This window comes from Pseudomonas sp. GW821-FHT05H12, assembly GCF_059419385.1.
Genome location: NZ_JBWKRS010000016.1, coordinates 95521 through 113786, shown reverse-complemented (window position 1 = coordinate 113786; position 18266 = coordinate 95521). Strand labels below are relative to the sequence as shown.

Below are 18266 nucleotides of genomic sequence, written 5' to 3'. Positions count from 1 at the left end.
TCAACGGGGAGCGGCGCTATGCCACATGGCGATTTAATGGCCCATTAGCCAGTGCTGGTGTGGACCGGGCAACGTCCAGATACCAAACAGGATCACGAGCAGGCCGCCGGCCATTCGTACACTGCGTTTGCGTAGCAGCGCCGTGACGCGTTCGGCAGCCAAACCCGTGGCCAATAGCACCGGCCACGTGCCCACTCCAAACGCCAACATCAACAAGCCGCTGTCCAGCGCATTGCCCTGGCTCGCCGCCCACAGCAGAGTGCTGTAGACCAATCCGCACGGCAGCCAGCCCCACAGTGCGCCCAGCAGCAAGGCGCGGGGCAGGCTGGACACTGGCAGCAAGCGGCTGGCCACCGGCTGGATATGCCGCCACAGGCCGCGCCCGAGGGCTTCGATGCGGGTCAGGCCGCTCCACCAGCCGGCCAGGTACAGGCCCATGCTGATCAACAGCAGCCCGGCCAGCACGCGCATGAACATCGCGGCCGGGCTGTTCGCCACGGCCCAGCCGGCCAGGCCGATCAGCACGCCGGCAGCCGCATAGCTGAGGATGCGCCCCAGGTTGTACGCCAGCAGCAGCCTGAAGCGGCGGCTGCGTTGCTCCTTGGGAATCGCCAGGGTGAGGGCGCCCATCAGCCCGCCGCACATACCCAGGCAATGGCCGCCACCGAGCAAGCCGAGGATCAGCGCAGAGACCAGCAGTGGCGCCAGTTCAAGCATGGGGTGGGTCTTTGGGCGGTTGTTCGGCGCTGTTGGCTTCTTCGACGCCGGCCAGGTGGTTCGGGTCCTGGTCGTCGAACAGCACGCTGTGGGCCGGGCCGTCGAGGTCGTCGTACTGGCCGCTGTCCACGGCCCAGAAGAAGATGTAAATGGCGATACCCACTAACAGCAGCGCCGCCGGGATCATCACGTATAGAGCTGGCATCTGCACTCCATGCCCGCACGGCTCAGGCCGGCAGCGGGCGTGTTTTCAAGGGGGCGCTGGCAGCCGGCGCGCTCGGCAGGCGAGTCAGGCGCAAGGCGTTCAACACCACGGTCAACGAACTGAGGGACATGCCAACCGCCGCCCAGATCGGCGTGACCCAACCGAGGGCCGCAAACGGCAGCATAAGGCCATTGTACAGCCCGGCCCACAGCAGGTTTTCAATGATCACCCGACGGGTGCGCCGCGCCAGGGTAAATGCCTGCACCAAGGCATCGAGTCGGTTGGACAGCAGCACCGCGTCAGCGCTGGTTTTGGCCAGGTCCGTGGCTGAGCCCATCGCCACGCTGATGTCGGCAGCGGCCAGCACCGGCACATCGTTGACGCCATCGCCGAGCATCAGCACCTTGCGGCCTTCGCGGTGCAGCTGTTGCAGCACCTGCAACTTGTCGTCCGGGCGCAGGCCGCCACGGGCTTCATCGATGCCCAGCTCAAGGGCCACGCCTGCAACCATCGGCGAGCTGTCTCCCGACAGCAGCAACGTGCGCCAGCCACGCGCCTTGCACGCGGCCAGCAGCGCGGGCGCATCACTGCGCAGGCGGTCATCGAGCACGAACCAGGCGAGGGCGCCGCTGCGATCACCCAGCAGCAGCCATTGGCCGGCTTCATCGGGTGAATCAGGCAGGGGGCAACCGCTGAGCTCACACACATAGCCCGGCTGGCCGATGCGCAGCAGGCGCTCACCCACACGTCCTTCCAGCCCCAGGCCTGGCGCGCTGAGCACTTCGTCGGCGGCCAGTGGCGCACGGCCAAACGCTCGGGCGATGGGGTGTTCGGAGCGGTTTTCCAGGGCGGCGGCGAGGCTCAGGCAGTCATCGCTGCCCAACGCACCCAAGGGACGAATCGCGCGCAATGCCAGGCGGCCTTCGGTGAGGGTGCCAGTCTTGTCGAAGATCACCGTGTCGATCTGGTTCAGGCCTTCCAGCACATGGCCACGGGTCAGCAACAGCCCGAGTTTGTGTAGGGTGCCAGTGGCAGCGGTGAGCGCGGTGGGCGTGGCCAGGGACAACGCGCAAGGGCAGGTTGCCACCAGCATGGCCAGCACGATCCAGAACGCACGGGATGAGTCCAGCTCCCACCACACCAGGCCGATCACGGCCGCCGCGATCAGCGAACACAACAGGAACCACTGCGCAGCGCGGTCGGCGATTTGAGCCAGGCGCGGTTTTTCGGCCTGAGCCCGATCCAGCAGGCGCACGATGGCGGACAGGCGTGTGTCATGGCCCAGGGCGCGCACTTCGACCGTCAGCGCGCCTTCGACATTGAGGGTGCCCGCCGTGACGCTGTCGCCAACGTCTCGGGGTTGCGGCAGGTATTCGCCGGTGAGCAGGGATTCGTCGATGCTCGATTGACCATCGAGGATCACGCCATCGGCCGGCAGCACGGCGCCAGGGTGCACCAGCACGCGATCACCCAGGGCCAGTTCGCTCAGCAGGATGCGTTCGCTCTGGCCATCGCCCTTCAAACGCAGGCATGAGGCGGGCAGCAGATTAACCAACTGTGCGGTCGCGGCGGCGGTGCGTTCCCTGGCTCGTCGTTCCAGGTAGCGGCCCGCCAGCAGGAACAGCGCAAACATGCCGACCGCGTCGAAATACAGCTCGCCCACGCCGGTGATGGCGGTCCAGATACCCGCCAGGTAAGCGCCGCCGATGGCCAGGGACACCGAGACATCCATGGTCAGGTGACGGGTGCGCAGGTCGCGCAGGGCGCCTTTGAAAAACGGCGCGCAGCTGTAGAACACGATGGGCGTTGTCAGGAACATCGCCACCCAGCGCAGGATGACGTGCAGTTCCGGGCTCAGGTCGATATTGAATTCGGGCCAGGTGGCCATGGTCGCCATCATGGCCTGGAACCACAGCAACCCGGCGACGCCCAGTTGGCGCAAGGCGCGGCGGTTGTCGCTGGCCAGTTGTTCGGCGGCGCGGTCGGCCTGATAGGGGTGGGCGGCGTAACCAATCTGGCGTAACTCGCTGAGCAATTGGCTCAACGGCAATTGCCCGTCGGCCCACTGCACATGCAAACGGTGGTTGGACAGGTTCAGCCGTACCTCGGCCACGGCGGGCAGGCGGCGCAGGTGTTTTTCGATCAGCCAGCCACAGGCGGCGCAGCTGATGCCTTCCATCAGCAGGGTGGTTTCGGCGAGATCGCCCGCGTGGCGCACGAAGGGTTTTTGCACGTCGGCACGGTCATACAGCGCCAGTTCGTCCACCAACTGCACCGGCAGTGCGTCGGGGTTCGCCGAGGCTTCGCTGCGGTGCTGATAATAGCTTTCCAGGCCACCGGCGACGATGGCTTCGGCCACGGCCTGGCAGCCTGGGCAGCAGAGTTCGCGGCGCTCACCGAGGATGATGGCGGTGAACCGGCTGCCCGCGGGGACGGGGAGGGCGCAGTGGTAGCAGGGGGTGGTCATGGGTAGAGATCTTAGTCGGCTGGGAGGGCCTCATCGCGGGCAAGCCCGGCTCCCACAGGAGACTGCGATCCAATGTGGGAGCGGGCTTGCCCGCGATGCGCGAAGCGCAAGTTTTTTACTTTTTCAGGTCTTCAGCACCCTGTAATGGCTCATCGCCCAGCAGCAAGTCCTTGTCGTGGCTGATCTGCTCTTCTTCAAACATGCGCCAGGTGCGGTCGCCCTCGACGCCCAGCAGTTCCACGAAACGGCGGCCTTCGACCTTGTCGGTGACCTGGCCAATGTAGCGGCCGTGTTCGGTGTCGCTGCGGGCCAGGTTGATCTTGCGGTCCTTTTCCGGCTGGGTCGGGGAAATCAGGTTGAGTTCCAGGGTGGCCGGGTTGCTGTTGCCGGTCAGGTGCACGTCGACTTCACCGGTCAGTTCGTCCAGGTGCACCTTGGCGCGCAGTTGCAGGGTCTGGGCCAGCAGCTCGCGGTCCAGGGAGCGGTTGATGCCTTTGCCGGCCTCGTAGTAGTTGTCGTTGACCAGGTTGTCCGGGTTGTTCACCGCGATGGTTACCATGGACAGGGTCAAGGTCACCGAGCAGGCCAGGATCCCGATGATGATCCAGGGCCAGAGGTGCTTGTACCAGGGGCTTGTGGCAGTCGCTACGGACATTGTTCTGCTCTCTATAGTCAACGAACTTGGGGGCCGATGAATCGGCTCTTGGCTTCAATATGAACGCTGGCGTCATCGGCGTCGGTGAGGATGAACTTGACCTCGTTGGTGCTCGATGGCAATTGCTCCGGCGCACTCGACAGCTCCACCGGCATGCTGACGATATCGCCGGCCGCCACCTTGATCTCACGCCGGCCTTGCAGCTTGAGGTCTGGCAGGCCTGCGGCGTCGAGCACGTAGGTGTGGTCGCGCTGATCCTTGTTCATGATCTTCAGGCTGTAGACGTTCTCGATGCGGCCTTCGGCGTTTTCGCGGTACAGCACGCGGTCCTTGCTCACATCGAAGCCCACCAGCGAGCGCATGAAGAACGCCGCCACCAGCAGGCTGATCATCGCCAGCAGCACCAGCGCGTAACCGATCAGGCGCGGGCGCAGCTTGTGGGTTTTCTGCCCCGACAGGTTGTGCTCGGTGGTGTAGCTGATCAGGCCGCGCGGGTATTCCATCTTGTCCATGATGTTGTCGCAGGCGTCGATGCACGCGGCGCAGCCGATGCACTCGATTTGCAGGCCGTCACGGATGTCGATACCGGTGGGGCACACCTGCACGCACATCGTGCAGTCGATGCAATCCCCCAGGCCCTGGGCCTTGTAGTCCACGCCTTTTTTACGCGGGCCACGCAGTTCGCCACGGCGCGGGTCGTAGGAGACGATCAGGGTGTCCTTGTCGAACATCACGCTCTGGAAACGTGCGTACGGGCACATGTAGATGCACACCTGCTCACGTAGCCAGCCGGCGTTGCCGTAGGTGGCGAGGGTGAAGAAACCGACCCAGAAATACGACCAGCCATCGGCCTGGCCGGTGAAGAAGTCGAACACCAATTCGCGGATGGGGGAGAAGTAACCGACGAAGGTCATGCCGGTGACAAAACCGATCAACAACCACAGGGTGTGCTTGCTGAACTTGCGCAGGAATTTGTTGGCGCCCATGGGGGCTTTGTCGAGTTTGATGCGTTGGTTGCGGTCGCCTTCGGTGACCTTTTCGCACCACATGAAGATCCACGTCCACACGCTTTGCGGGCAGGTATAACCGCACCACACGCGGCCTGCGTAGACGGTAATAAAGAACAGGCCAAAGGCCGCCACGATCAGAATGCCCGAGAGCAGGATGAAGTCCTGGGGCCAGAAGGTTGCGCCAAAAATGAAGAATTTACGCTCCGGCAGGTTCCACCACACCGCCTGGTGGCCGCCCCAGTTCAGCCACACCGTGCCGAAGTAGAGCAGGAACAACGCAGCGCCGCCGAGCATGCGCAGGTTGCGGAACAGGCCGGTGAAGGCGCGGGTGTAGATTTTCTCGCGCGAGGCGTAGAGGTCGACGGTCTTGGCTGGGGGGGTAACGTCGTGTACCGGTATTTGGTCGCTCATCATTGCATCCCACGGCGGTGGAGATTTGCCTCGGCCAGTACGTGCCAACCGGGGTCAAATTTGGGGGTGTTGCAGTGGCGTAATAATACGCCTCCGGTGGTGCTGAAAGGGGGCGACCTACGTGACCTGGATCAATTGATCTGGCAAGTAGGGTTGATTTTGGCTGGCTCGGTCCTCTGAAACACTGCGGATCCAATGTGGGAGGGGGCTTGCCCCCGATGGCGGTGGATCAGTGACAGATGCACTGACTGACACACTGCAATCGGGGGCAAGCCCCCTCCCACATGGGGATTGCTGTGGTTCCAAAATCCAGGCTGGCCTTACTGCTCCTCAGCCTTCTTATCCCCATGGGACAAACTGTAAACATACGCCGCCAGCAAGTGCACCTTGTCATTGCCCTGCAATTGTTCCTGCGCAGGCATCTGGCCCTGGCGGCCGTAGCGGATGGTCTGCTGCAGTTGGGCGAAGCTGGAACCGTAGATAAACGCTCCCGGGTGGGTCAGGTCGGGCGCGCCCATGGCGGGGGTGCCTTTGCCTTGCGGGCCGTGGCAGGCCACGCAGTTGGCGGCGAAGAGTTTCTCGCCGTTGGCCACGTCTGCTTTGGCGCCTTCGGGCAACTTGCGCCCATCAAGGTTGGTCACCACGAACGCGGCCACATCGCTGACGCCTTGTTCCTTGAGGATATCCAGCCAGGCCGGCATCACTGCATGGCGACCCTTCATGATGGTTTCCTTGATGGTGGCCGGCTCGCCACCCCAGCGCCAGTCGGCGTCAGTCAGGTTGGGGAAACCATAGGCGCCCTTGGCGTCGGAGCCGTGGCACACCGAGCAGTTGGAGGCGAACAGGCGGCCACCCATCTTCAAGGCTTGCGGGTCCTTGGCAACGTCTTCAATCGGCATCGAGGCGAACTTGGCGAAGATCGGGCCGAACTTGGCGTCCGACTTGGCCATTTCCTTTTCCCATTCGTGCACGCCGGTCCAGCCGGTCTGGCCATTGGCAAACGGGGTTTGCTTGTCGTTGTCGAGGTAGTTGTAGCCCGGCAGCAGGCCTTTCCAGTTGCCCAGGCCCGGGTACAACGCCAGGTAGCCGAGGGCAAAGATAATGGTGGCAACGAACAGCATGAACCACCACTTGGGCAGCGGGTTGTCGTACTCCTCGATGCCATCGAACGAGTGGCCGACGGTTTCGTCCGTTTGTTCGGCGCGCTGCCCCCGACGGGTCGACAGCAGCAGCCAGGTCAGGGCGAAGATGGTACCCAGACTGAGGACTGTGACGTACAGACTCCAGAACGTAGTCATTCTTTGTTACTCCTAGAAGCTTGCTCGACGTGCTTGATGGCTTCGGGATCATCCGCAAAGGGCAGCAAGGTCGCGTCTTCAAACTCCGACTTGCGCTTGGGGCTGAACACCCACAACGCCAGGCCGACAAAGGCCACCATCACCACAACGGTGCCCAGGCCACGAATCATCCCGATATCCATGAAGATCACCGTTTGCTTTTGATGATGGTGCCCAGGCCTTGCAGGTAGGCCACCAGTGCGTCCATTTCGGTCTTGCCCTTCACGGCGGCGGCTGCACCGGCGATGTCTTCATCGGTGTAGGGCACGCCCAGGGTGCGCAAGACTTCGAGTTTCTTCGCGGTGTCCTTGCCGTCGAGCTTGTTTTCCACGAGGAACGGGTAGGCCGGCATTTTCGACTCAGGCACCACGTTGCGCGGGTTGTACAAATGCGCACGCTGCCAGTCATCGGAGTAGCGTCCGCCGACACGGGCCAGGTCCGGGCCGGTGCGCTTGGAGCCCCACAGGAACGGGTGGTCCCACACGCTTTCACCGGCGACCGAGTAGTGGCCATAGCGTTCGGTTTCGGCGCGGAACGGACGGATCATTTGCGAGTGGCAACCCACGCAGCCGTTGGCGATGTAGACGTCACGGCCCTCAACCTCAAGGGCGGTACGCGGCTTCATGCCTTCGACCGGTTTGTTGGTCACGTCCTGGAAAAACAGCGGGACGATCTGGGTCAGGCCGCCGATGCTCACGGCGATGACCATGAAGAAGGCCAGCAGGCCGATATTCTTCTCGACTACTTCATGCTTCATCAGTGAGCTCCCACAACGGCGATCTTGGCGGCGGCTTCGGCTTCTACCGGGTCGGCGGCACGCACGGTGCGCCACACGTTGTAGGCCATCAGGAACATGCCGGAGGCAAAGAATGCACCGCCCAGGGCGCGCACGATGTAGCCCGGATGGCTGGCTTGCAGCGCTTCGACGAAGGAGTAGGTGAGGGTGCCGTCATCGTTGATCGCACGCCACATCAGGCCCTGGGTGATGCCGTTGACCCACATCGAGGCGATGTAGAGCACGGTGCCGATGGTGGCCAGCCAGAAGTGCGCGTTGATCAAGCCAACGCTGTGCATCTGTGGGCGACCGAACAGTTTGGGGATCATGTGGTACAGCGCGCCGATGGAGATCATCGCCACCCAACCGAGGGCGCCGGCGTGTACGTGGCCGATGGTCCAGTCGGTGTAGTGGGACAGCGAATTGACGGTCTTGATCGCCATCATCGGCCCTTCGAAGGTCGACATGCCGTAGAACGCCAGGGACACCACGAGGAAGCGCAGGATCGGGTCGGTGCGCAACTTATGCCAGGCGCCCGACAGGGTCATCATGCCGTTGATCATGCCGCCCCAGCTCGGGGCCAGCAGGATGATCGACATCGCCATGCCCAGGGACTGCGCCCAGTCCGGCAGCGCGGTGTAGTGCAGGTGGTGCGGACCGGCCCAGATGTACAGGGTGATCAGTGCCCAGAAGTGCACGATGGACAGGCGATAGGAGTAGATAGGACGCTCGGCCTGCTTGGGCACGAAGTAGTACATCATCCCCAGGAAACCGGTGGTGAGGAAGAACCCCACGGCGTTGTGGCCGTACCACCACTGGATCATCGCATCCGTCGCCCCGGCGTAGGCCGAGTAGGACTTGAACAGGCTGACCGGCAGGGAGGCGTGGTTGACGATGTGCAGCATCGCCGTCACGAGGATGAAGGCCCCGTAGAACCAGTTGCCGACATAGATGTGTTTGGTCTTGCGCTTGACGATGGTGCCGAAGAACACCACGGCATAGGTCACCCACACGATGGCGAGCAAAATGGCGATGGGCCATTCCAGCTCGGCGTATTCCTTGGTGGTGGTGTAGCCCAGCGGCAGGGTGACTACCGCGCCGACGATGACCGCTTGCCAGCCCCAGAAGGTGAAGGCGGCGAGGCCGTCGGAGATCAGTCGCGTCTGGCAGGTTCGCTGCACGACATAGTAGGAGGTGGCAAACAATGCACATCCACCGAAGGCGAAAATCACCAGGTTGGTGTGCAGCGGGCGCAGGCGGCCAAAGGTCGTCCATGGCAAACCGAAATTCAATTCCGGCCAAACCAGTTGCGAGGCGATGAACACCCCGAGCCCCATGCCAAGGATCCCCCAGACCACCGTCATGATGGCGAACTGGCGGACTACCTTATAGTTATAAGCAGTCGGACTGATTGCTGTGCTCATTCTAAGGTTCCACGGTTTAGGTTTTTTTATAGGTAAAATCGGCCGCAAGTATGTAGAAAGCGAGGGGCCTTTGCAACGCAATGGCTGACCTGTATCAATGCGTTCCACGCCAGATTCTGCGCCCTTTCCATGTTTTGAGTAGGGACAAAATCAAAAATAGAAAGCTGATCGAGTGGACAAGAAAATTTGCGGGTAGGCGGGACTTGTAACTTGGTGTGTGTAAACACGCTGTTCGGGTGACAAGGGGTCAGTGGCACGACAGCCTATCACTGCCAGCCTTTGCGCCTGTCATCGAGCAGAAATGTTCAACCCATCGAGTGCAAGTCGGCCGTCGACCGGCCAATACCGATCCACTGTGGGAACAAGCGTAGACCCGAATGGCAGGAGGGGAAAGTTGGGGGCGTGAAGGGTGTGACAACAGGTCGCGTGGTGAAAGCTTCAAGCGCCCGGATCAGTTCACGCGTGAAGCAGGGGGGATTTTTGCAGGATGGCCGTTCACGCGTCCCACGGATTGATCACGGCAACGCCACTGGACTTGAAGTCGCTGACGTTGCGCGTGACGACCGTCAGCCCGTGGACCAATGCCGTCGCGGCGATCAGTGCGTCACTTTCGTTAGCCTTGTCGGGAACATGCAGGTGAGCGCAGCGCAGCGCGACGGCAGCGTCCACCGGCAGAATCCTGGCGTCGAACGCTGGCATCACGTGGCGCTTGAGCCAGGTGCGCAATATCTTTCCTTGAGCCGAATCGCGCCGCTCGATGCGTAACACCCCGGTCTCCAACTCTTTGAGGGTAATCGCCGAGATGAACATGCGCGGCGCGATGACGCTTCTGGCCCAGGCGACTACGTTTGCGTCTGCCTGGGGTTTACGAAGCTCCGAGATTACGTTGGTGTCGAGTAGGTACATCAAGAGAGGTCCACAGGGCGATGAGTGATCACGGCGCGTTCGGTTTCGAAGTCGATATCGGCCGCTTCCGGCATGACCAGAAGATCAACGATGTCGGCGTTCAGGCCGGTCAATTTCTGGTAGTCCTCAATGCTTAGCAGCACATGAGCAGGCTTGCCGCGATCAGTGATGAAAACCGGCCCTTGGCGGGTGGCTTTTTTGGCACCGCTTGTGTCCTGGTTGAATTCGCGACTGGAAATGGTGGTGATGGTCATGGGAGCGCTCCCTTCATCTAGCTGAATGTAGCCACGTTACTACCTTGGTGTGGCGAGCGGCAACTGCAGGGGCGCGAACGGTCGTCTGCAAGGCGATGGCTCACAAAAAAGCCCCGCCAGTTTTCACCGGGCGGGGCTTGTTGGTTGACGAGGTTTACTCTTCTGCAACCTGCTTGTCCCCATGGGACAGGCTGTAAACATAAGCCGCCAACAAGTGCACCTTGTCATTGCCCTGCAACGCTTCCTGCGCCGGCATCTGGCCTTGGCGGCCGTGGCGGATGGTTTGCTGCAACTGCGCCAGGCTGGTGCCGTAGATGTAGCCGGCCGGCTTGGTCAGGTCCGGGGCGCCCATGGCTTCCATGCCGTGGCCTTCAGGGCCATGGCAAGCCACGCAAGTGGTGTTGAATGCAGTTTTACCCGCGCCCAGATCGGCCGTGTTGTCGGCCGGCAGAGGCAGCTTGGCCAGGTCGTGACGCACATAGGCGGCGACGTTCTTCACACCCTCGTCGCCAAGCATGTCACCCCAGGCCGGCATCGCCGCGTGGCGGCCGTTGAGGATGGTGGTCTTGATTGCCTCGGCGGAACCGCCCCAGCGCCAGATGTCGTCCGCCAGGTTCGGGAAGCCAAACGCGCCCTTGGCATCCGAGCCATGGCACACCGCGCAGTTGGAGGCGAACAGGCGCCCGCCCATCTTCAGCGCTTGCGGGTCCTTGGCGACTTCTTCCAGGGGCATGGCCGAGAATTTGGCGAAGATCGGCCCGAACTTGGCGTCGGCCTTGGCCATTTCCTTGTCCCATTCCTTGGTCTGGGTCCAGCCGTCTTCATAGCCCGGCAGCACGCCTTTCCAGTTGCCCAGACCCGGGTAGAGGATTAGGTAGCCGACCGCAAACACCAGGGTGCCGGCGAACAGCATGAACCACCACTGGGGCAGTGGGTTGTCGTATTCCTCGATACCGTCGAAGGCGTGGCCCATGGTCTGGTCCACGCTGCCCTTGGTCTCGCCCTTGCGGGTGCCGATCAACAGCCAAGTCAGGCCGATCAGGCTGCCGAGGGTCAGTACGCAGATCCATGTACTCCAGAATAGGGTCATGGCCGAGTGCTCCTTGTTGCAGGCTCTTCTTGAGCGTCGGATGGAGAAGGTTCATCGGCGAAGGGCAGCAGGCGGGCCTGCTCGAATTCCGCATTGCGCCGGTTGTTGAACACCCACAGCGACAGGCCGATAAAGGCGATGGCGACCACCAGCGTGCCGAGGCCGCGGATGGTGCCTGCATCGAATTCAAATCCCATGGCTCACCTCTTGCTCTTGATGGCAGTGCCGAGCACTTGCAGGTAAGAAACCAGCGCGTCCATCTCGGTCTTGCCTTTGAGGCTGGCCACGGCGCCACTGATGTCGTCGTCGGTGTACGGCACGCCGAGGGTGCGCATCACTTTCAACTTGGTCTCGGTGTGGCTGCTGTCGACTGGGGCGGTGACCAGCCACGGGTAGGCCGGCATTTTCGACTCGGGCACCACGTTGCGCGGGTTGTACAAGTGGGCGCGGTGCCAGTCGTCCGAGTAGCGTGCGCCGACGCGGGCCAGGTCCGGGCCGGTGCGCTTGGAACCCCACAGGAACGGGTGGTCCCACACGCTTTCGCCCGCCACCGAGTAGTGGCCGTAGCGCTCGGTCTCGGCGCGGAACGGGCGGATCATTTGCGAATGGCACTGCACGCAGCCTTCGCGGATGTAGATGTCGCGGCCTTCCAGTTGCAACGCGGTGTAGGGCTTCATGCCTTCCACCGGCTTGTTGGTCACGTCCTGGAAGAACAGCGGGACGATCTGGGTCAGGCCGCCGATGCTCACGGCGAGCACCATCAGCAGCATCAACAGGCCGACGTTCTTTTCAATCGTTTCGTGTTTCATCACAGACTCCTCAGGCCAGCTGCGCTGCAGCGGTGACTTCGGCCGGTTGCGCCGAACGCACGGTGCGCCACGTGTTGTAAGCCATCAGGAACATGCCGCTGAGGAAGATGGCGCCGCCCACCAGCCGCACGATAAAGCCTGGGTGGCTGGCCACCAGGGTTTCGACGAAGGAGTAGGTCAAGGTGCCGTCTTCGTTGACCGCACGCCACATCAGGCCCTGGGCGATGCCGTTGACCCACATCGAGGCGATGTAGAGCACGGTGCCGATGGTGGCCAGCCAGAAGTGCGCGTTGATCAGGCCGAGGCTGTACATCTGCTCGCGCCCGAAGACTTTGGGGATCATGTGGTACAGCGCGCCGATGGAGATCATCGCCACCCAGCCGAGGGCGCCGGCGTGTACGTGGCCGATGGTCCAGTCGGTGTAGTGGGAGAGGGCGTTGACGGTCTTGATCGCCATCATCGGGCCTTCGAAGGTCGACATGCCGTAGAAGGCCAGGGACACCACGAGGAAGCGCAGGATTGGGTCGCTGCGCAACTTATGCCAGGCGCCCGACAGGGTCATCATGCCGTTGATCATGCCGCCCCAGCTCGGTGCCAGCAGTACCAGCGACATCACCATGCCCAGGGACTGCGCCCAGTCCGGCAGCGCGGTGTAGTGCAGGTGGTGCGGGCCGGCCCAGATGTACAGGGTGATCAGCGCCCAGAAGTGCACGATGGACAAGCGATAGGAGTACACCGGGCGCTCGGCCTGCTTGGGCACGAAGTAGTACATCATCCCCAGGAAACCGGCGGTGAGGAAAAAGCCTACCGCGTTGTGCCCGTACCACCACTGCACCATGGCATCCGTCGCACCGCCGTAGAGGGAGTAGGACTTGGTCAGGCTGACCGGGATTTCCAGGTTATTGACGATATGCAGGATGGCCACGGTGATGATGAACGCACCGAAGAACCAGTTGCCGACGTAGATGTGCTTGGTGGTGCGCTTCATCACCGTGCCGAAGAACACAATGGCGTAGGCCACCCAGACGATGGTGATCAGGATGTCGATCGGCCATTCCAGCTCGGCGTATTCTTTGGAGCTGGTGTAGCCCAGTGGCAAGGTGATCGCGGCCAACAGGATGACCAGTTGCCAGCCCCAGAAGCAGAACGCGGCGATCTTCGGCGCGAACAACTGGGTCTGGCAGGTGCGTTGCACCGAGTAGAAGGAGCTGGCGAACAGCGCGCAGCCACCGAAGGCGAAGATCACCGCGTTGGTGTGCAACGGACGCAGGCGGCCGAAGCTGGTCCACGGCAGATCGAAGTTGAGTGCAGGCCAGACCAATTGGGCAGCGAGAAAAACCCCGAGCCCCATGCCGACGATGCCCCACACCACCGTCATAATGGCGAATTGGCGGACCACCTTGTAGTTATAGGCGGTACTTAAAGTAGTGTTCATGGTTCCCCATCCACGGTTCAACCCAAGCAGATGCGGCACTTGGGTTGGAGTTATAGGCAGACTAAAAAGCGAGGCAAGCATGGGAGAAGAGCACAAGGCCAGTATTGACGGGGATCAATGGGCGCAGTGTGTGCGGGAACACGGGTGGTTGTGGGATGTCGCCCCGCCCGTTGCGGGACGCGAGCCTGTGACGCTGATTTTGGCGCACGGCGCCGGCGCGCCGATGGACTCATCCTTCATGAACGACATGGCTGCACGCCTTGCCGGGCATGGCGTCAACGTGGTTCGCTTCGAATTTCCCTACATGGCCCAGCGCCGTGTGGACGGCGGCAAGCGCCCACCGAATCCGGCGCCGAAACTGCTGGACGCCTGGCGTGAGGTGTATGCGCAGGTGCGACGTCATGTCGCTGGGAAACTGGCGATTGGCGGCAAGTCCATGGGCGGGCGCATGGCCAGTTTGTTGGCGGATGAGTTGGGTGCCGATGGGTTGGTGTGCCTGGGGTATCCGTTTTATGCCGTGGGTAAACCGGAGAAACCACGGGTCGAGCATCTGGTGGCGCTGAAGACGCGTACTTTGATTGTGCAGGGTGAGCGGGATGCCCTGGGCAATCGGGCGGCGGTGGAAGGGTATGAGCTGTCGCCGAGTATCGAGGTGATGTGGCGGGTGGCGGGGGATCATGACTTGAAGCCGTTGAAGGCGTCGGGGTTTAGTCATGAGCAGCACCTGGAGGCCGCGGCGGTGAAAGTGGCTGGGTTTCTCGCTGTCCTTTAGGCCGTCATCGCCGGCAAGCCGGCTCCTACAAGGTTTACGTAACCCCTGTAGGAGCCGGCTTGCCGGCGATAGCGGTTTACCGGTTGAAACGCTCTACCAGCGAATACTGGGTATTGGCGGTATGGGTCAGCTCTTCACTCAACTGCGCCGAGTTCAACGCCTGCTCCGACGTCTGGTCCGCCAACAGCGCAATGGTGCTGATGTTGCGGCTGATCTCTTCGGCCACCGAGCTTTGCTCTTCGGTCGCTGCCGCGATCTGGGTGGTCATGTCGGTGATATGCGCCACTGCTTCACTGATGCCCACCAATGCCTGGTCCGCTTCCATCACCCGCGCCACACCTTCTTCGGCCTGGCGATGCCCGGCGTCCATGGTTTGCACGGCGGCGGCGGCGGTCTGCTGCAGCTTGGCGATCAGGGCGTGGATCTGACCGGTGGATTCGGCGGTGCGCTGCGCCAGTTGGCGCACTTCGTCCGCCACCACCGCAAAACCACGGCCCATCTCACCTGCACGGGCCGCTTCAATAGCCGCGTTCAGTGCCAGCAGGTTGGTCTGGTCGGCAATGCCTTTGATCACATCGACCACGCCGCCGATCTCATCGCTGTCTTTAGCCAGCTGGGTGACGGTCACGCCCGTTTCACCCACGGCAACGGACAGGCGCTGAATCGCCTCGCGGGTTTCCCCGGCGATATCGCGACCTCGACCGGTGAGGCGGTTGGCCTCCTGGGTCGCATCGGCTGTGCGCTGTACGTGGCTGGCGACTTCCTGGGTGGTCGCGGCCATCTGGTTGACGGCGGTGGCCACTTGCTCGGTTTCCACGCGCTGGCGCTCCAGGCCGCTGGAGCTGTTGTGCGCCAGGGTGTTGGACTGCGCGGCTTGATCGTTCAGGTGCTCGGCCGTGTCCTGCAAGCGTGTGAGGCAGGTCTTCAGGCGTGCTTCCTGGCTGAGGATCGACATCTCCAGGCGCGCTTGTGCGCCACGGCTGTCGGTGTACATCTGTGCGATCAACGGGTCGGAGGTGGTCTGCTCGGCCAAGCGCAACAAGCGCTTGAGGCCGCGCTGCTGCCAGCTCAGGCCCAGCAGGCCCAACGGCACCGACAACCCTGCCGCCAGGGCGAAGCCCCAATGGGAATTCAGCGACGCGCCGATCATGAAGCTCAATTGGCTAACCAGGATAAACGGCAGCCAGTCCTGCAGCACCGGCAGCCACTTGTCCCGCTGGGGAACGGCAGACTTGCCTTGGTTGATGCGTTGGTAGAGCGCTTCGGCCCGGCGGATCTGCTCGGCGGTGGGCTTGATGCGCACCGATTCGTAGCCGATCACCTGGTTGCCGTCGAAAACGGGGGTCACATAGGCGTTAACCCAATAGTGATCACCGCTCTTGCAGCGATTCTTGACAATGCCCATCCATGGCAAGCCTTGTTTGAGCGTCGACCACATGTGCGCGAACACAGCCGCCGGAACGTCCGGGTGACGCACCAGATTGTGCGGGGCACGAATCAGCTCGTCACGGGTGAACCCACTGATTTCGACAAACGCGTCGTTGCAGTAAGTGATGACACCCTTGGCATCTGTGGTGGAGATCAACCGTTGCTGAGCGGGGAAGGTACGTTCGCGCTGGGTAACGGGTTGGTTATTACGCATGATTGTTCAATCCGCAAGGCTTTCAAGGGGTATCGGCAGGGTCAGGCGTTTATTTAACTTATTTTTGCAACAATCGACTGGCCAGCATTGGGTACATAACCCCTGTAGGAGCGGGCTTGCCCGCGAAGGTCGCCAACGATAACGCAGGGTTTATGGTTAAACGCGGCGTTCACGGGCTTTTCGCGAGCAAGCTCGCTCCTACAGAGGGCAATCAGCCGGCCAGCATTGGGTAGGTAAACAACCCGAAGTGAAGCAGATTCAAGCCAAAATGCGTGGCAATCGCTGCACCCAGCCCGCCAAACCGGTACGCCAGGCCATAACCGACCCCGGCGATGCTCGCCAGCAGCACCCAATGCCAGCCCGCGCCGAGGTGCGCCAGGCCGAACAGCAGTGAGGCGAGCAAGAGTGCGAGGTTCTCCCCATACGGCAGGTGTTTGAAACGTTGGCTCAAGCCGCCCTGGATGTAACCGCGAAACAGTGCCTCTTCCACCAAAGTCACCAGCAACAGGTTGTTCAACACCCATAACCACGCCTGTTCCGGCCACTTTGGTGCCCAACTGATAATCCCCAGCAACGCCGCCCCGCCTAGCGCTGCAACAGCCGTCAGGGCCAACGCCAGTGCCGCCACGCAAATCGACAGCCGCAACGTCCGTCGCGCAACGATCCACGGGCAGGCCAGCAGCAGCCAGAAACCGATCAGGGGTTTGTCCTGGTTCAGGTACATCGAGAACGGCACGGCGTCCGGGGTCAACCGTTGCGGGTCGATGCCGCGCCCGTTGTAGAAACCCGGCAACCAGTGCATCGCCAGGCCCAGCGCCAGGACGATGAACAAACCGTGGCCGAGGTAGCGCGCCCAGGGCGTGCGTTGCTGGCGCACCGCGTAGCCGGCGATCAGCAACAGGCCGACCGAGACGGCCGCGAGCAGGCCCAGTTGCCCGTAGATCAAAGCCACTGAGTAGCCAATGGAGAGAAGCACCAGGTACAGCCAGGGCAGAGCGATCATGTGAAATCCTTGGAAAAAACCGGCGGCATTATAGCGACCGGTGTTTTGCCGCCGCATGAAAACTCCTCCACGCAAAAAGACCCGGAGGAGTTATTGCAAAATATGTTTGCGGCTGGTTATAGTCGGTCGGCATCCCTCCCTTCAAAAAGATCAGCACATGCCAGCTTTCCAGCGCATAGCGGTAGTCGATTCAGCGGTCAACGCTGTGGTCGTGCCGTGCGGGGAAAAGCAGCCTGCGCAGATCAGTCACTACCCCCCTCCTGTCAGTAGCACGCCGGTGTACGCAGTCGTATCACCGCCGGGTGTTGGCATTTCGGGCTGATCAGCTCTGCTGTTCCCGTCTGCCCGCCTGAAAAAAACCTAATGCATTTCAGCGTCTGCTGAATCGGCTTTTTTTGCCTGATGACAGGTGGTAACCATGTCTGTTCTTTCGAAACAATCCGTGGCCGCGGCGGCCTCGACGAGCCTGTTTGTCCTGCTGTGGAGCAGCGGGGCGATTTTCTCCAAGTGGGGCTTGGCCCATGCGTCACCCTTTGCGTTCCTGCTGATGCGCTTTGCCATCGCCCTTGCGGGCCTGGTGATCCTGGTGCCGGTCCTCAAATTGAAGTTGCCGCGCCCCGGCAAACCCCTGCTGTATGCGGCAGCAACCGGATTGGTGCTGTTGGGGGCTTATCAGATTTTTTACCTGCTGGCCCTCGACCTCAAAGTCACGCCCGGCGTGATGGCAACCATCATGGGCGTGCAACCGATCCTCACCGTGGTGCTGATGGAACGCCAACGTTCCTGGCGCCGGATGTTCGGCCTGGGGCTGGGCCTGGCGGGGTTGATCATGGTGGTCTACCAAGGCATCGGCATGTCGGGCATGTCTCTGGCAGGGATGCTGTTCGGGCTGTTGGCACTGGCCAGCATGACCTTTGGTTCGATCATGCAAAAGCGCATCACCGATAACCCCCTGGGCACACTGCCGGTGCAATACCTGGCGGGCTTGCTGTTGTGCGCGGTATTCGTGCCGTTCCAACCGTTCCACTTTGAACACAGCAAGGGCTTTTTCGTGCCGGTGCTGTGGATGGGGTTGGTGGTGTCTTTGCTGGCAACGCTGTTGCTGTACCGCCTGATCGCCCGGGGCAACCTGGTGAATGTCACCAGCCTGTTCTACCTGGTGCCGGCCGTGACGGCGGTGATGGACTACCTGATCTTCGGCAACAGGCTGGCGATGTTGAGCCTGCTGGGGATGGGCTTGATCATCATCGGCCTGGTGTTCGTCTTCCGTAAAAACTGACGCAACACACCCCGGGAGGAGCCCGGGGGGGGGGGGGGGGGGGGGGGGGGGGGGGGGGGGGGGGGGGGGGGGGGG

19 protein-coding genes are annotated in these 18266 nt (G+C 62.1%); 2 read left to right on the top strand and 17 right to left on the bottom strand.

The features are described 5' to 3' along the window. Positions 1-33: 33 nt before the first annotated feature. From AC07SU_RS16220 to ccoN (AC07SU_RS16150), 15 genes are all read right to left on the bottom strand, one after another. Positions 34-717, bottom strand: a complete 684-nt coding sequence (locus AC07SU_RS16220) for a sulfite exporter TauE/SafE family protein (protein WP_176996296.1) — start codon at positions 715-717, stop codon at positions 34-36. After that, on the bottom strand, positions 710-922 hold the full coding sequence (gene ccoS, locus AC07SU_RS16215; protein WP_494997596.1) for a cbb3-type cytochrome oxidase assembly protein CcoS: 213 nt from the start codon (positions 920-922) through the stop codon (positions 710-712). The genes AC07SU_RS16220 and ccoS overlap by 8 nt, the downstream gene beginning before the upstream one ends. 22 nt (positions 923-944) lie before the next feature. Continuing rightward, the gene (locus AC07SU_RS16210; protein WP_494997595.1) at positions 945-3389 is read right to left on the bottom strand and encodes a heavy metal translocating P-type ATPase; all 2445 of its coding nucleotides are present in this window, start codon (positions 3387-3389) and stop codon (positions 945-947) included. A 115-nt stretch (positions 3390-3504) separates the two neighbouring features. Then, positions 3505-4044 carry a FixH family protein gene (locus AC07SU_RS16205; protein ID WP_494997594.1) on the bottom strand — a complete coding sequence of 180 codons (540 nt, stop codon included), beginning with the start codon at positions 4042-4044 and terminating at the stop codon, positions 3505-3507. A 17-nt stretch (positions 4045-4061) separates the two neighbouring features. Further along, complete coding sequence (ccoG, locus tag AC07SU_RS16200) at positions 4062-5465, bottom strand: cytochrome c oxidase accessory protein CcoG (protein ID WP_494997593.1); 1404 nt, start codon at positions 5463-5465, stop codon at positions 4062-4064. 320 nt (positions 5466-5785) lie between these two features. Then, positions 5786-6763 (bottom strand): cytochrome-c oxidase, cbb3-type subunit III, encoded by a 978-nt coding sequence (gene ccoP / locus AC07SU_RS16195; protein WP_176996291.1) that lies wholly within the window; start codon positions 6761-6763, stop codon positions 5786-5788. Further along, positions 6760-6945, bottom strand: coding sequence for a CcoQ/FixQ family Cbb3-type cytochrome c oxidase assembly chaperone (locus AC07SU_RS16190; RefSeq protein ID WP_032831505.1), 186 nt, complete (start codon positions 6943-6945; stop codon positions 6760-6762). The genes ccoP (AC07SU_RS16195) and AC07SU_RS16190 overlap by 4 nt, the downstream gene beginning before the upstream one ends. 5 nt (positions 6946-6950) lie before the next feature. Next, on the bottom strand, positions 6951-7559 hold the full coding sequence (gene ccoO / locus AC07SU_RS16185; RefSeq protein ID WP_056861521.1) for a cytochrome-c oxidase, cbb3-type subunit II: 609 nt from the start codon (positions 7557-7559) through the stop codon (positions 6951-6953). After that, a complete protein-coding gene (gene ccoN / locus AC07SU_RS16180; protein WP_176996290.1) occupies positions 7559-9001 on the bottom strand; it encodes a cytochrome-c oxidase, cbb3-type subunit I in 1443 nt (480 codons plus the stop codon). The genes ccoO (AC07SU_RS16185) and ccoN (AC07SU_RS16180) overlap by 1 nt, the downstream gene beginning before the upstream one ends. A 495-nt stretch (positions 9002-9496) precedes the next feature. Continuing rightward, on the bottom strand, positions 9497-9907 hold the full coding sequence (locus AC07SU_RS16175) for a type II toxin-antitoxin system VapC family toxin (RefSeq protein ID WP_494997592.1): 411 nt from the start codon (positions 9905-9907) through the stop codon (positions 9497-9499). Then, positions 9907-10161 carry a type II toxin-antitoxin system Phd/YefM family antitoxin gene (locus tag AC07SU_RS16170; RefSeq protein WP_105694760.1) on the bottom strand — a complete coding sequence of 85 codons (255 nt, stop codon included), beginning with the start codon at positions 10159-10161 and terminating at the stop codon, positions 9907-9909. The genes AC07SU_RS16175 and AC07SU_RS16170 overlap by 1 nt, the downstream gene beginning before the upstream one ends. A gap of 154 nt (positions 10162-10315) precedes the next feature. Further along, complete coding sequence (gene ccoP / locus AC07SU_RS16165) at positions 10316-11251, bottom strand: cytochrome-c oxidase, cbb3-type subunit III (RefSeq protein ID WP_176996288.1); 936 nt, start codon at positions 11249-11251, stop codon at positions 10316-10318. Next, a complete protein-coding gene (locus AC07SU_RS16160) occupies positions 11248-11448 on the bottom strand; it encodes a cbb3-type cytochrome oxidase subunit 3 (protein ID WP_071483007.1) in 201 nt (66 codons plus the stop codon). Before AC07SU_RS16160 ends, ccoP (AC07SU_RS16165) begins: the two co-directional genes overlap by 4 nt. A 3-nt stretch (positions 11449-11451) precedes the next feature. Then, entirely contained in the window at positions 11452-12060 is a 609-nt protein-coding gene (gene ccoO / locus AC07SU_RS16155; protein WP_017134815.1) for a cytochrome-c oxidase, cbb3-type subunit II, read from the bottom strand. Positions 12061-12070: 10 nt separating this feature from the next. After that, complete coding sequence (ccoN, locus tag AC07SU_RS16150) at positions 12071-13495, bottom strand: cytochrome-c oxidase, cbb3-type subunit I (protein WP_494997591.1); 1425 nt, start codon at positions 13493-13495, stop codon at positions 12071-12073. A 79-nt stretch (positions 13496-13574) separates the two neighbouring features. Here ccoN (AC07SU_RS16150) and AC07SU_RS16145 point away from each other — a divergent pair, with 79 nt between their 5' ends. Further along, complete coding sequence (locus AC07SU_RS16145) at positions 13575-14267, top strand: alpha/beta family hydrolase (protein WP_494997590.1); 693 nt, start codon at positions 13575-13577, stop codon at positions 14265-14267. A gap of 76 nt (positions 14268-14343) precedes the next feature. Here the strand turns inward: AC07SU_RS16145 and AC07SU_RS16140 are convergent, their stop codons facing one another. Together AC07SU_RS16140 and AC07SU_RS16135 are read right to left on the bottom strand one after the other, a co-directional pair. Next, entirely contained in the window at positions 14344-15909 is a 1566-nt protein-coding gene (locus tag AC07SU_RS16140) for a methyl-accepting chemotaxis protein (protein ID WP_176996285.1), read from the bottom strand. Positions 15910-16120: 211 nt separating this feature from the next. Next, complete coding sequence (locus AC07SU_RS16135) at positions 16121-16912, bottom strand: CPBP family glutamic-type intramembrane protease (RefSeq protein WP_494997589.1); 792 nt, start codon at positions 16910-16912, stop codon at positions 16121-16123. A gap of 418 nt (positions 16913-17330) precedes the next feature. Here AC07SU_RS16135 and AC07SU_RS16130 point away from each other — a divergent pair, with 418 nt between their 5' ends. After that, entirely contained in the window at positions 17331-18191 is an 861-nt protein-coding gene (locus tag AC07SU_RS16130; protein ID WP_494997588.1) for a DMT family transporter, read from the top strand. Positions 18192-18266 lie beyond the last annotated feature (75 nt).